This is a genomic window from Planococcus sp. CPCC 101016 (assembly GCF_007859295.1).
Lineage (GTDB): Bacteria > Bacillota > Bacilli > Bacillales_A > Planococcaceae > Planococcus.
On sequence record NZ_VOHB01000003.1, the window covers coordinates 290,764 to 305,004 of the forward strand.

Sequence of the window (14,241 nt, forward strand, 5' to 3'; positions counted from 1 at the left end):
TTCCCCTCACTTTACGTTCTCAGCCACTTGCAAAAGGCTTAAATACTGCTCTTTAAATCGTACTGGAATCCCCTGCTTGCTGCTTGCAGATTTTTGAAAAACGCTATTGATTCCTTGCATAAACTGCAAATCAAATCCTATTTTGTTTTCAGTAGCCTTAAATAATTGAGTATCTTTATAGCGATTCGTTTTAGCAGCAACAAAGAGATTATCCGCCACGACGATGTAGCCTATGCGATTTTCGATTGCACGAAGCTTGAGCATGGCAATCGCTTTTTCTTCCTTTACCGGTCCATCAGACAAGTAAATCCCAATGTGGTGACCCTCTTCAGCTATCGGCTGTTTGTATAAATAGGTTCGATCAACTAACTCTGCATAGTTCGCTACATGAACATGAACGGATTCTCCGTTCTTCATCAAGTGCAAAGATGTCTCAGCTTCTTCGTCCTCATCAGTCAGCTTTGATGAATAAATCTCCAGCTTTTCCAAATCTACTGTACAATCCGCTTCTTCACTAAAGCCCACTGTAAATTGCGTGTATTGCTTGTTACTATAAAAAGGCTCAGCTGTCTCTTCATCTATAACTGGATCATCTGTAGAGAACAGGCTAAATGCGTGTGTCTTCTCTCCATTACCCAATTTATAATTTGCTTTCAACCGTTCTCCGGATTTAAAGCCAATTCGATCTGAAGGTTGCTTTTCATCTGTCCGATTGGCCATGGTACACAAAACAGTCGTGTCCAACTCAATAGATCGCCCTTTTAGTACATTGCACCATTTCGACATCTTCACATTGCCGCCGGTTAAGTTAATAAGAATATCCAACCCTTCTTGTTCAAGTTTTTCTGTGACTAATGGGAAAAACATATCATGACAAATATAGACCTGAATACGTTTGTCATTTAAAATGACTGGTTCATATACTCTCATCTTTTTTAAATCATCGGGATCTAAATCGAAAGCAAGTTTCTTAGCTGTTGAATGTTTTATGAAAATAGACTTTTCTGTTTCTCCTTCTTCAGCTGCTCCATTTACATATAGTGCGCGCTCTGTGCCATCTGGAAATGATATACCACAAATAATTGGTGTATCTAAATACTCTTCTAAGTCTTCTACTATTTCCCATGCTTCTTCTATAGTTGCTGCACCCATATAACCCTCAGGGAAAACAATTAATTCAACCGGTTTCTCTTCAATTATTTTTACCAACTGCCCAAAAAACTTCTCTCTCGAAAACTTTTTATTAAAATATGGCTGTACCAACAATATATTCATACGAGATAATCCTCCACTTCAATATGATGGACATTCTGCATGCCTAAATGGTGCTTATAGGTATCTACATACGGCTTCATCGTTCCAGGAGAAACAAGCCATCCAACATATTGAAAATTGGCTAGGTTTATCAATCCACCTAGTGCGTGCTTTGATTCACTAATTTCAATTTCGATACCCAATAGAGGGAAGTAAATGGTTTCTTCTTGTTTATCCAGCAGATACTGAAGGAAAGGAAAATGAATGACATCTGCGCCAATCCGTTGGGCGAGAAAGTACAGAAATTGAACATACCCTCCCTCAATACAAAATCCTGCTGCAACGTCGATTTTCGGAATGTAATAGTAATCACTTGCCGATTTCACATCCGCCTTTAGAAGAGGAGCCGGTGATTTAGTGAAGCTTTGTTTCAGTAAATATTTAGACTTTACCGGGACTTTTATTTGCTGGAACTTCTGATCAATATGATAAATCCATTTAAAATAATCGGGTTTGCGGTCATAGGCAATCTCCAAGTTCGTTTGAGAAAGTACTGGCAGCAGTTTTTCCGCAACTAAGATGGACTTCTTCTCACCGCCTGAACCTTTCAAACGTGGAAGGTTTTCCTTACCACTTACAAGTGGCACTATAGTTGTTTTTGCAAATGCCGGCAGTTTTTTCAGCATACTGCTGTCGAGGAAAAATAACTGCCGCTCGCCGTTTACTCTCTGCAGCGACCGCACAATTTTCATTCCTCTTCGGTAGGTGTCATTCTCTTTCGCAGCATGAGCGTTATTCACAACCATGAAGTTATAATAACAGGGTGATAACTGCAAGTTCCCCACATTACCAACTTAGTTTTTAGAAGAAGTAGTCGAGCCTTCCAGTTCAAAAGCCGCAAACGGAAGATATTTCCCAGCAATTAATTGAAGATGCTCCACTGAGCTCAAGTTCAATATTTCTACATCCAGCATCCACACCACGTCATATCTTGGTGCGTATGCATTTATTATCGATTTGAATGTGTATTCCTTTAAAGAATAGAATCCTAAATCTTCTCCTAAACGAACCAGTTGTTCTTGTACTGTTTTAGTAGATTGCTTAGCCATTATTAACCTCTTCTCAAAATGCCTGTATTACTGTTCGTTAAGTTTTGATTCGCTGAGAACTATCTCTCTACCACTTATTAATTCACCCAGCGTGAAATAAGTATGACCCGGAAGCGTGATCAAAGATCTTGGTTGATGATTTAATTCTCTATTTACAGTTAAAAGGTAAAATTTATACTCATCTTTTTCTCCAAAACCAAAATCTACCGTCCGTTCAGCAATATACCCTTTTAACCGATTTTGGAAATCTTCATTTAAAATAGAGATTGATTTTCCCAAATCATCGTCTAATGGACGTAAAACAAACTCACCTTGTATGCTGTAAAGTGTATCCATAATTCCTCCAGATTCACGAATCGCCATATGTTGAGCAACCTTATAAGAGCGTGGATGTGGATGGGCATGTACCAAATATTTTTTGATAATTGCTTGAGTCTGTCCGCCAGGCACAGATAATACTTCCTTCATATAGATCTCCTACTTTCAATTAGTTTAGAAACTCAGAAAATGCAAACCTTTATACGTTTTTTATCATCTCTATATACAGTATTTCTTCAAGACCAATTGCACGAATCTTTATAAAAGCTACCTAGTAAACTCGTCTACAATAATTGTAACTATTTTACTATTTATTTTATCAAGTAAATAGTATCACAAAAGATACAAGTAAATACATTTAAATCCTTATAAATATAATGTCCTTATTCATTTTTCTTTTTAAATGAGAACGCTAGCTTCTAAAACAAATATTCCCTTCTTTTCTCCATAGAAGTAATATGATTAATAACGAAAATACTTTTATAGGTTTCATGGTATTTTCTGTAATACAGAAATTAGATAGCTTGAAAGGAGAAACTTTATGACAGTTAACGCTTCAACCCTAATCCAGATTCACTGGGAAGGTTCTTATAAATTAGAGGATTTACCAATGCTGATGAATGACGAGATCGACTATGGGATCTATCAAATTTACGGGACGCATCCTGTATATGGAAGTAATGTCTTGTTGTATATAGGCAAAGCCGATTACCAAACCTTGGGCAAACGGATTTCTCAGGAAAATTGGTTGTATACCAATGACTCTAACAATCATAAAATCTATATCGGCCGGCTTCACGGCTCACAACCGCTAAATGATGAAATCTGGTCTACATATCTTGATTTGGCAGAACGACTGTTAATCTATACACATAAGCCTGCCTACAATGCTAGAAGCATCTCGTCTTTTCCAGACAAGGAACTGCAAGTTATCCATGTACTAAACTGGGGCCATTACCGTTCATTACTTCCAGAGGTTTCAGGACTGCGCTGGACGAGGAAGTTGGATGATGTAGAGTATGAGGTTTTTAAGGTTCAAGATGAAGAGACTACTATTTAATAATGAACTGAAAAAGATCTTTAGATGCAATTAGCCGAACGCTGGTGATGCTTCAGTGAATTATTTATTTTCAGAGAAGATTTTATGAGAGCAAACGAAAACGGCCGACACTAATTATTGCGCGACCTTTTTCGATTTGAGATTTGCCAGTAGTTACTAACAGGACATTCACTGTTTTTTCTTCAACAAAAAATTTCAAGACTCCACACCTAACTTAGCAGAACTCATCGAAGAGACAACTTTTCTCTTTTTCATTAAAATCCACTTGCTCCACCTTATATAGCTCGCAAAGGTTTCAGAGTACGACTTGGTCGAGAAGCCCTGATAGTCTGCAAAATCAATTGTTCTCTGTGTGCCGCTCAATTTTAAATGTTTACTAATCACCATATAAAACAGTAGGAATATTTCTACTACTGATTTCATTGTTTTCTTATGCAGTAATATTGATTTCTCCGATTGGGTTCAACACAGCTAAGCAGTTTTGAAAAGCTCAAAACCCCTGTTTATTAACAATTATATTTTATTGTTACTTAATAATCAGGAAAATAATAACATTTTAATGGTATAATACACAAAAAGGAGTGAATTGAATGGTTTCAGGTTTTGAGAACTTCGATAATATTTTTGAGGATATTTTTAAGCAAAAAAGCGATGAAATTAATGAACAATTAACTCGCAAGTTAATAATTTCAATGGTAGGTGATGTTAACTGTGGTAAATCTTCTACAATAAATAGACTCATGAAGGAAGACGTTGTAAGTGTCGGTGCGAAGCCAGGAGAGACAAAAGAAATTAAAGAGATTGCTTACAGAGAGAATATTATTTTTGTCGATACTCCAGGCCTAGATGACGTTGTGAAAACTAATTCGGATATCACTTTAAAGTACTATAAAAACTCCGATGTAATTCTGTTTTTCTTAAATGCTGCTGGAACTGTTCTTTCTGAAAGTGAACTTAAAAACTTAAAAGAAATTGAAAAAGTGAATCAAGACATCATCATTGTTTTAAATAAAATTGATGCCGCTGACGAAATTTCAGAACTTATTAAATATATACAAGATAATACTGATTACAACTATCCAGTCGCACCTATCTCTTCAAGAACGGGTGAAAACATCTCCTTCCTTCAAAATAAATTGATGGATATTCTCGAAAAAAAATCTAAAGATATTTTACTGGCTGCAAATTTAAAGGACAAGACCTCAATCGCAAATCGATGGATAATAGGCGCAGGCGCTTCTTCGGCCGCGGTTGGGGCTCTTCCAATTCCGGGAGCTGATTTTGTTCCCCTTGTCAGCATCCAAGTAGGATTAATAATAAAGTTATCTACGCTTTACAATAAACCGATCTCGAAAGAGCATGCTAAGGAATTAATTATCGCTACTGTTATAGGAAACATCGGTAAAACAGTATTCCGTCAAATTGTAAAAGTGGTTCCGGGTGCTGGTCTTGTTATTGGTGCAAGTGTCGCTGGAGCAACTACTGTAGCACTTGGATATGCTGTTAAGTATATGCACGAAAATGATATCGAATTAAATGCAGATCAATTAAAATCCGTATATGAAATGTTTTTAAGCCAACAAAAGAAGGCTTGATGACTACAAAAATTCTGTAACACTAGCAAGATTTTTATCAATATTCTCCCATTTCATTATATTAAAACTGTAGTATTATTGCTAAAATATAAAAAATGCAGGAAGATGACTCCAGTCCAGAAAGGGATGGCATTTTTCATGCATTTTTTGTATAGCTAAATTTTGTTAGACCTAGCTAAGCGGTTCACTTTTTGTCTAAGAATTATGGTCTTTTCAAAGTACTTCTTTCAACTACTTAAAGCTGTCCCCAGTGTGCGACACAGTTATCACGGCAGCCACTGCCACAAAATCACCAGAAAATATTTCCCTTTATATTTCCGGTTTCCAGCAGCACCTAGGCTCTCCCTGTATACCACTCACTTAAGAATATTTACCGATAATTATATAGATCCAATGGTAATTCTATTTACTGCCTAGTTTCTTAGTTATTGTATGCAGTATTTTTGCGTGTATTAAATTGGGTTCAACAAAGGGAAGCGGTTTTAATTGTAGTTCATTCATAAATTGAATTGTTTCTTTCTTAGGAACCTGATTTATGTTTTATATAATTGAAGGATATCCCAAGTTGTAATGATCCCCAGCAAACTTTCCTTCTTTTTACCTGAATGAGTAATCAGTAATGCATCTAACCTCGCTCTCGTATAAGAAAAGTCTTTAAATATCTCTTCAGCTTCGTATACCGTTATTTCTCTTCCAATAAAAATATAGTTATCTGCTTCTTCTTCAAATTCCAAGATATCTATAAGATTAGTTTCCTCGAGAGAAATAATATCTTCTTCAATATTTCTTGCTAGCCATTTCGTAATACCGTTCTCGGTTAATAAGCCAATGAATTCCTCTTCCTGATAAACAGGAAACTGAGTATAGTCCCTATCCCGTATTATCTTTAGTACTTCAGCCATTGAATTATTGTGCTTGAAGGTCTCCACTTTCTTATTAAAGTGAGTTATTACTTTTGGTGGGTTTGTCAATTCTTTTTCAACCCTTTCAATTTCTTCAACAACTGATTTATGAGGCTCAGCTATTGCATAAGCTCCTTGAGTGGATTCGTGGACAATGGCATTTCGGAGAGTTGCAAATTTGATCAATCGATCTTCATTTCGTTTTACGGTAACGTTACTTTTTGTCTGGTCTCTCACCAATTGTGTGAACGGTCTATATCTTTCACTCGAATTTCCATTGCTTAAGAACTGTTCAATTCGATTGAAGGCGGCAAGGAAATCATTGGAATTTCTCACTTCTTTTCCCCCTTGTTTCATTAAAATTTCGATTGCTTAGGTCGTTTTCATTTTAAAACCCCTCTTTTGCTCATTGCCACGTAAATATACTAGTTTTATCATTCCCTTAGTAAGCGTTCTCCACTAGCGTTACATGGAACCCAATTATGAATACTTACAGATCGCCATATAAATATAAAACGAATTCTTTCTACTGCTGATTTTCCTGGATTTCTTATACAGTATTATTGTATGTCTTGAATTGGATTCAACACAGGGAAGCTGTTTAAATCTATTTTTAACCTTCTTATGAATTTACGATTTCTTCAAATAAATTTTTGTTCCAAATTTTTTTACATAATTCTTTATAAAGTTTTTGCCTCTCTATTACATCGGCTTTATTAAATTCACTATAGGGCTTAAATGGAAGATTTTCTTGTTGAACAAAACGTAAAAAAGATGGGTTATTTACGTAGCAGTTGGCATTTAAGGACCTTGCCAATAAATTTTCGCTGTCGTATTTAATTACTTTCCTACCGAATTCCATATCTTGAAAACTTCTATTTTTATCTTTAGGTAAAATTAGTAAACCGCCAAATTGATTTCTAAAATTTCTATATTCATCTTCTGTTATAAAATCATTTTGATGAGTACTTCGAGAAAAGTCATCTGCCCATATATGCTCAATATCGTAAGGATTTTTTTGTTGACGATTAACATAATTGGGAAAACTGCTGTTTATCCCGCAGTTTGTTTCTAAGTAATAAGTCATTCTAGAAATAATATGCAGCATATACCTTTTTGTATATTGGTTCAGATAGAACTTATCTATGCCTTCTAATGGAATTTTCATATCAGGAAGAAATTGATATTCTTTAAATACTTCTAAAAGTTCCGTTAAACTTTTTCTTCTTATTTTTTTTGTAAGATTGAATACTGTGTATCTAACTGAAGAATAGTCTACTGTTCTAAAATTAAAGACTCTTGTTGCTATAAACTGATCGATAAAACAAGAAACCAGTTTAATTTTTTTATTAATAACTTCGGTTGTATCTATTGGAGAAATGGCAGCCATGATTATTTGATATTGTAAAGTAAAACCTCGATCAGCATTATGATAAACATACTCGTAGTCTGAATTGAAAGAGCTTGCGTAGCTTCTTAAACGCAAGTAAATATTCGAAAAAGTTTTAAAGTCAGATAAAATGAATCTCTCGAAATCTTCACTTTTTTCTAATCTCATCAACTCTCGTTTTTCTCTCACCCATTTATGAAATGTAGTCCCTATTATTTCAAAGTCCTCGTTTTCCGAATCTTTTTTTCCCTCTCTTATTGATTCAGCATATTGCGCTCTCAACCAGTTTTTTATAAAATCAGTATCCCCATCTTTCTCATCCTCTTTTAGCTCTAAAACTCTTTGCTTCCATAAGTCATTCGCTTGGTTTCTTTTCTTATTTTCATTAATCTCAGACAACAAGAACCCTTTTAGCATTTCAGTTGGAGTGAGTCTAAGTCCTCTGTCGTTCATCGTAACGAAAACTTTATGGGCATCTTGTTCAGAATCCGTCCTTATTTCAATGAACACAATTTTGTTAATTAACCACTCTATAAAAATAGGAAGAGCTTCCTTTTTTAAATTGTCTGGATAGATTTCTTCAATATTTTTATATCGGTTAAATAAGTTAATTACACTTTCTGATCTTTCTTGAGAAATATCATAAGTCCCGTTTTCAAAAAGACCCGCTAAACAAGGTTCTCTCTCTTCAACATTAATACAAAAGGTTTTCTGACCATACATTTCCGAATAAATTAAATTGTCTATATTAACTTTGGGAAAAGCAGAGTTTCTTTGTAGGTTATTAAGATATATGAGTAAAAGTGTCATCGAAGAAAGTCTTTGTTGACCATCAATTATTGTATGGCTATTCGTTAAAATTATAGGTCCTAAAAAGTAACTCCCATATTTAATAACATCACGCTGTGTATCTCTTTCTTCAAAGAACTCAAGAAATTCAGATGTTAAATCTCCAATTAATTCTTCAATCTGTTTTCTTTCCCAATTATATTCTCTTTGATAATACTGTACTGTGTAGCGGTTATTAAAAAGAGCACGAACATAAATTGCATTTCCCGTTATTTTTGTCATTACCTTTCTCTCCACCCTTCCACTTTTATCTACAAGCTATTATCTATTAGTATGCATCATGAACTGAGTCACCCGAAAAATTTTCAAGTATTGAAAATGCTAAGTATTATAGTGAAATGAAATTCCTTTTTAAAACTCTAGTTTTCTACTTACTTTTAAAAAGCATTCGCAAAGATATACTTATTTGCGGAAAGTTTACATTTCCTTTTAATTTTATCACTCTAAAAAATAAAATATAGATTATTCAGTTAATTATTTGATGATTACAAGCTAATTTAATAAAAAAGAACTCGTCTGCACTTAACCAGCGAGTTCTAATTCTCTATACTACGGAAGCTCGTTCACTTGTTTTATGACTTCCACAAACTTTTCAAATCTAATCTCGGTTCACAGTTTTATTCCCACTTATCTAAAAAACTTTCATATTACCAGAATTGCATCTCATCTAGAAACTCAATTTATTTCTTAGCCCGAGAATTATAATCCTTCTCAATATCCTTCTTCCACTCACGATCAATCTTCTTCCCCGTCCGGAAAGAAGCGACCGCTTCACTCACCACTTGGTAATTCAACTGGGTGCCTTCCGCGTCTGCATGGTAGTTGACCGCGAATTCCTCCCCGACTCCGAATTGGTTTGCAGTGGCCACCGCATCGATATTCGCACCGAGGAACATGAATTCCCAATTAGCTGCGGTTTTCTTCTGCGCAATCATTTCATGGATTTTCTTGTAATTGTATTCACAGCTGGAGTTCTCCATGCCATCCGTGGTAATGACAAACATCACGTTGTCGGCTTGCTGGTCCTGCAATGTGTTTTTTTGCACGTTGCTTATTTTCTGGATCGTCGAACCGATTGCATCGAGCAGCGCTGTCATGCCGCCCACTTCGTAATCCGTCTCCGTCAGCGGAGAAATGCCTTCCAGCGAAATCCGGTCGTGCAACAGTTCATACCCCTGATTAAACAGCACCGTCGTGACACGGACCTCTCCAGGAAGCTTGCGTTGTTTTTCAAGCAATGCATTAAAGCCACCGATTGTATCCTTTTCCAGTCCTGCCATCGAACCGCTTTTGTCGAGAATAAAGACCAGTTCTGTCGTTTGCGTTTTCATATCGTGTTCCTCCTCAAGTTTTCTTTACAACTTAAGGATATGATTTTTAAGAGATGAAAAGGTCGCTATGAAAGCGACATTTCAAGCACCCAGGAGCATTTGGTCAAACGCAAACAACGCCTCGTTGATTTCATGGATTTTGTAATTCTTTCGTTTAATGAAATAGATGATGATCAGATCGAATTTATGGCTGCGCGATAACCTGTACCCCGCTTTTTCAAGCAGCTCGTCCGTTTCGTGAAGATCCAGCTCAAGCGCTATGGCAAAGGCGACGATGGTCTTTTTCATAGGCGTGTATCTAGGGGAAGTGCGAATCTTAGAAAACAGTTTCCGGTCGATATTCGCTTTTTTATAAGTCTGTGTGTCAGTCATGCCCTTCTCGTCAATAAAACGGAGCAGCCGTTCTGAAAAAGATTCATCCATATCTTGAAAGAGATCTTCCAGTTCGAGATCAATTGGGGCTTCCACTCTGTTTTCTTCCATTTTGGGATACAAGCGAGTTTCTGGCTCACTTACCCTTCGATACCGACTATCCCTCTTCTCCAGTTCCCTTACTTCATTTTCATCAATAAAGGCTGCAATCGACTGGTAGAGTTTTTCACTGATTCCGAATGACTGCTTGTCGAATACAACAAGATAGACATGCATTTCGTGATCGATCAGAAAGGCTTCAATTTCTGAAATGGCAATCCGCAAAGCCGCTTCTTTTGGATAGCCGAAGATTCCGGTGGAGATGAGCGGAAACGAAATCGATTCACATTCGAGCTGGTGGGCAAGTTCCAGGGAGTTGCGGTAACAGTTCCGCAACAGGGCTTCTTCATTATGGTCTCCACCTTCCCAAACAGGCCCGACCGTGTGGATGATGAAGTCAGCATCAAGCGAAAAAGCCTCCGTATACACCGCTTCACCCACAGCACAGTGACCGATGCGGTCGCACGCCTCTTGCAATGCTTGAGGATCCGCTGCATGAAATATGGCACCGCAAACACCACCGCCCATCTTCAGGCCGGAGTTTGCAGCATTAACAATCGCATCGGTTTTCATTTTCGTAATGTCATTTCGTACGATTTCCAGTGGCATGTGGCTATCTCCTTATAGTTAATTCTAATCGTTTAAGAATCTATTCACTTTTGGGCTGAAGAAGGACAAAATCGAGAGCAAGTCGTGCCATAAAATTGAACCAGTATAGACAAGTTTTAGAGCCACTTCGGACAGCAGAGAACCACTCATAAAAATAAGAGAACCGCTTGAGGAAAAATGATTTTCTCAGAGCGGCGATGCGTGCAGTATAAATTATTGTATAATGACAAAAATAATTGGGAAGGCGTCTTTTCTCAGAATGAGGTCTAGTTCATTGTAAACGAGGGTAATTGAGCCGATTAGCCTCGTTCCAACACAAGATGAGTTATAAATTTCTACGATTCCCTAACCATTCCCATTTGTTCTCTGGCGCCGTTCAATTATGAATACTAACCGGTCACTATATAAATGCAATACGAATTCTTTCTGCTACTGATTTCCTGCTCTTCTTATGCAGTATTGTTGCATGTCTTGAATTCAATACAAGAAAGCGGTTTTACACGGAAACAAGTATTCGTAATCTTTCAAGTTCATTTTCATATTCCATTTTTTTTGCTTGTAATTCTTCATTTTTTTGTATTTCTTTATCTACTACAGCTTGGGGTGCTTTATCTTTAAATTTTTCATTCGTAACTTTATTGTTGGAAGAAATTAAACGCATTTTTATGCTTTCTAATTCTTTGCTGATTCTACTTATACTTTCTTTCTTATTTAAATCATTTGCAAATCTTCGAATCGCATTGAAGGTTTTTGATACCTCATCGCTATTTTTAGAGTGTACAAAGTTATAGCTATGTTCATCAAAAGAATGATGCTCTTGATTTTGTCCTTTCCAATTTATTATATCGTTTTTAATGATAGGTAAATCGTCATTATCCTTAAACTCATTTATCAAAATTTCATATATACTTTCAAGCGATGCTTTCAAATGATTACTTGTTTTATTATGCGTAAATCTGCCTGTCATTTCTAAATTTTTCTCCACACAATAACTTGTAGCAATTGATTCAAACCAAATTCTACAATAAACCAATGCTTGTCTAATATCATAATTATCTAGTGCATTGAGTATTTTTGATTCAAAATCTATATTGTATTGCTTAATAATAGTTCCAGTCTCAGTATTTTTGAATATATGGCTTATAGTGCTTGTATGTTTTTTCCCATTAATTTTATTAAATGAATTACAGTAACGCTCCCAAAAAAGCCTATCGTGCGTAGTAACAAGTTGCTGAGTTCTCTTTAAAAAAGAATTAGTAAACATCATCTCTATAATATTGGCTCTATGATCACTATCAATTGCATTGACAATATCATCGAAAACTATAAAAGGGACATTATTTTTTTCTGCTACCGCTAACATAATGGAGAGCCCTAATGATCTTAAATGTCCCTCACTTAATAAAGCATGAGCATCAATAACCTGATTCTTAGTTCCTTTATTAATAAAAATTCTATAGTTATCCTCTTCTAATCTAAAGCTTATTTTATTTACTACTTCACTCAGGTCGTCATGCTTATTTATCAAATTATAATACTCTAAAATTTTCCCTTCAATATTGGAGATTTGCTTCTTCTCTAGTTCTAATTTAAATTTTGTTAAATCTTCATAGAATTGTTTGTACGAACCTTCAACATTAGAAATAAATTCATTAAAAGCCACTTCTTTCTCTTCTTGCTCCTTTAAAACTCCTAGGTGACTTTCAAAGCTTATTAGATGACTATTAATTTCTTTTAACTCATTGTTAAATAAGCCAATTTGTTTTTTAGCATTGGTTAAATCATTGATTAAAGCTTCAGATTCTTTAATTTTTAACTCAACACTTTTTAGAATATCTTTATCCTTTTCAAATTCAGAAGAGATGTTACGTTGGTTATCAAAGTAAGTTTGAAGTTCGACATGGAAATCATTTTTATCTATAAATAGTTTTACACATTCATTTTTTGTTTGTTTATCAAAAGATGCTTCCAGCTGTTCAATGGCCTGAAAAAAATTAGAGCAGTATAGCTGTTCAAAGTTACTCATGTTCCTTTTTAAGTCTTTTATTAACTGTTTTAAAAAGTCATAAAATTGATTATCAAGTGTAGATTCCATCGAATCTAGTTGCCTTTTCATATTCGTAATTTCTTTTAATTTATCTAACTCTAAATTAGCTTTTTCAAATGGATTTACTGCCACTTTATCAATTGGAGTATTACAAGCTGGACAATAACCCTTGTCAGTTCCAACTTTATTTAGAGCATTGTAAAAGCTTTCATAATTTAACTCTACAGCACGAGACCCTATTTTCTTAACTAATTCTAGATATGAATTAACACCCTTCTGCATTGCTTTAATCTCATTGAAAACTTTATTAGAATCGATATCAACTAACTCTTTGTGTAACATTGTTTCTTTTTGGCTTGTTAAATCTTCAGCCCTTTGTTTATTTATCTCTAAAAGGCTTTCGATATCTAACAAGATGTTTTTGTCATCAATTAAATGAAATTTTTCTACAATACTAGAAAAGACTTTCAGTTTTTGTTCATTTATAACTTCTCTTTTAATTAGGTTTTCTTGATGTTTCTCTTCAGATTCTTTTCTTCTTCCCCCGACCTCATAACGAATGAATTCATCCAATTTAAAACTATTTGGTTTTACAAATGACGAGAGTAAATCATCTAACTCATGTAACCCTAATAAATTCGCAATAATATCTGATCCTTTTACGCCCGTATCTTTCGACCCTAATAATGAAAATTCTTGCAGTCTATTCTTCTCAATAAAACATCTATGGAAAAATTCTTTATCATAATCTGTCATTTTTTTCTCATCGATTTCATCATTATTGAATACAACGTTTACAGATGGTCTATTTCCTCCCCTTGTTATGTAATCCTTTAACGCTATACTTCTTCTTTTTCTTTCCTTAATATCCGAGGTAACTCTATATTCTAATGCTTCGCAAAATGAAGTTTTCCCTGCCCCATTCGGTCCAAAAAAAATATTCTTATATCTATCAACTTTTGTATAACTACCTTTATCATTTTCATTATGTGATCCAAATCCTTTAAAGTCTTTTATTTGAATAGACTCTATGTGTGGATAATTTTTTGTAAAGCTCACGTTCCCCTTTACTTTTAACTTTAAAATTAAATCTTCTCCTTTTTTTCTTTTTTCTTTAATGCCTGCTAGTTTAATACTTTGTAATTCTTCTTTTATGTAATTACTAAGTCTTCCTTTGGAGTTTATATTTTTATATGCAGACCAAAAAATAAATAAATAAGCATCCGATTTTCCTTTATAATTCTCTTTAATAAATTCTTTAAAATAGTATCTCATTTGATTTCCTTCTCCCATCAGCGATATTCCT

Annotated in this window: 11 protein-coding genes; 2 read left to right on the forward strand and 9 right to left on the reverse strand. The window is 35.0% G+C overall.

The window, feature by feature from the left end; all coding sequences use genetic code 11:
- Nucleotides 1-6: 6 nt before the first annotated feature.
- From FQV26_RS13460 to FQV26_RS13475, 4 genes are all read right to left on the reverse strand, one after another.
- Nucleotides 7-1,275 (reverse strand): NAD(+) synthetase, encoded by a 1,269-nt coding sequence (locus FQV26_RS13460; protein ID WP_146558056.1) that lies wholly within the window; start codon nucleotides 1,273-1,275, stop codon nucleotides 7-9.
- Complete coding sequence (locus tag FQV26_RS13465; RefSeq protein ID WP_146558057.1) at nucleotides 1,272-2,006, reverse strand: hypothetical protein; 735 nt, start codon at nucleotides 2,004-2,006, stop codon at nucleotides 1,272-1,274. The genes FQV26_RS13460 and FQV26_RS13465 overlap by 4 nt, the downstream gene beginning before the upstream one ends.
- Nucleotides 2,007-2,108: 102 nt before the next feature.
- Nucleotides 2,109-2,363: a hypothetical protein gene (locus FQV26_RS13470; protein WP_146558058.1), complete on the reverse strand. Its 255-nt coding sequence runs from the start codon at nucleotides 2,361-2,363 to the stop codon at nucleotides 2,109-2,111.
- 27 nt (nucleotides 2,364-2,390) lie between these two features.
- Nucleotides 2,391-2,831 (reverse strand): hypothetical protein, encoded by a 441-nt coding sequence (locus FQV26_RS13475; protein WP_146558059.1) that lies wholly within the window; start codon nucleotides 2,829-2,831, stop codon nucleotides 2,391-2,393.
- 391 nt (nucleotides 2,832-3,222) lie between these two features.
- On the opposite strand from FQV26_RS13475, the gene FQV26_RS13480 reads away from it, so the two are divergent.
- Nucleotides 3,223-3,741: a GIY-YIG nuclease family protein gene (locus FQV26_RS13480; protein WP_146558060.1), complete on the forward strand. Its 519-nt coding sequence runs from the start codon at nucleotides 3,223-3,225 to the stop codon at nucleotides 3,739-3,741.
- Nucleotides 3,742-4,331: 590 nt separating this feature from the next.
- Nucleotides 4,332-5,336: a GTPase gene (locus FQV26_RS13485; protein ID WP_146558061.1), complete on the forward strand. Its 1,005-nt coding sequence runs from the start codon at nucleotides 4,332-4,334 to the stop codon at nucleotides 5,334-5,336.
- A gap of 533 nt (nucleotides 5,337-5,869) precedes the next feature.
- Here FQV26_RS13485 and FQV26_RS13490 read toward each other — a convergent pair.
- From FQV26_RS13490 to FQV26_RS13510, 5 genes are all read right to left on the reverse strand, one after another.
- Nucleotides 5,870-6,574 carry a CBS domain-containing protein gene (locus FQV26_RS13490; protein WP_186759945.1) on the reverse strand — a complete coding sequence of 235 codons (705 nt, stop codon included), beginning with the start codon at nucleotides 6,572-6,574 and terminating at the stop codon, nucleotides 5,870-5,872.
- 286 nt (nucleotides 6,575-6,860) lie between these two features.
- Nucleotides 6,861-8,699, reverse strand: coding sequence for a DUF262 domain-containing protein (locus FQV26_RS13495; protein ID WP_146558063.1), 1,839 nt, complete (start codon nucleotides 8,697-8,699; stop codon nucleotides 6,861-6,863).
- A 458-nt stretch (nucleotides 8,700-9,157) separates the two neighbouring features.
- On the reverse strand, nucleotides 9,158-9,808 hold the full coding sequence (locus tag FQV26_RS13500; RefSeq protein ID WP_146558064.1) for a vWA domain-containing protein: 651 nt from the start codon (nucleotides 9,806-9,808) through the stop codon (nucleotides 9,158-9,160).
- Nucleotides 9,809-9,889: 81 nt separating this feature from the next.
- Nucleotides 9,890-10,888: a macro domain-containing protein gene (locus tag FQV26_RS13505; RefSeq protein WP_146558065.1), complete on the reverse strand. Its 999-nt coding sequence runs from the start codon at nucleotides 10,886-10,888 to the stop codon at nucleotides 9,890-9,892.
- Nucleotides 10,889-11,384: 496 nt separating this feature from the next.
- A complete protein-coding gene (locus tag FQV26_RS13510) occupies nucleotides 11,385-14,228 on the reverse strand; it encodes an AAA family ATPase (RefSeq protein ID WP_146558066.1) in 2,844 nt (947 codons plus the stop codon).
- Nucleotides 14,229-14,241 lie beyond the last annotated feature (13 nt).

Bases quoted from the DNA above. Each gene is read 5' to 3' on its own strand.
- FQV26_RS13460 (WP_146558056.1), bottom strand. From the start codon at position 1,275: ATGAATATATTGTTGGTACAGCCATATTTTAATAAAAAGTTTTCGAGA.
- FQV26_RS13465 (WP_146558057.1), bottom strand. From the start codon at position 2,006: ATGAAAATTGTGCGGTCGCTGCAGAGAGTAAACGGCGAGCGGCAGTTA.
- FQV26_RS13470 (WP_146558058.1), bottom strand. From the start codon at position 2,363: ATGGCTAAGCAATCTACTAAAACAGTACAAGAACAACTGGTTCGTTTA.
- FQV26_RS13475 (WP_146558059.1), bottom strand. From the start codon at position 2,831: ATGAAGGAAGTATTATCTGTGCCTGGCGGACAGACTCAAGCAATTATC.
- FQV26_RS13480 (WP_146558060.1), top strand. From the start codon at position 3,223: ATGACAGTTAACGCTTCAACCCTAATCCAGATTCACTGGGAAGGTTCT.
- FQV26_RS13485 (WP_146558061.1), top strand. From the start codon at position 4,332: ATGGTTTCAGGTTTTGAGAACTTCGATAATATTTTTGAGGATATTTTT.
- FQV26_RS13495 (WP_146558063.1), bottom strand. From the start codon at position 8,699: ATGACAAAAATAACGGGAAATGCAATTTATGTTCGTGCTCTTTTTAAT.
- FQV26_RS13500 (WP_146558064.1), bottom strand. From the start codon at position 9,808: ATGAAAACGCAAACGACAGAACTGGTCTTTATTCTCGACAAAAGCGGT.
- FQV26_RS13505 (WP_146558065.1), bottom strand. From the start codon at position 10,888: ATGCCACTGGAAATCGTACGAAATGACATTACGAAAATGAAAACCGAT.
- FQV26_RS13510 (WP_146558066.1), bottom strand. From the start codon at position 14,228: ATGGGAGAAGGAAATCAAATGAGATACTATTTTAAAGAATTTATTAAA.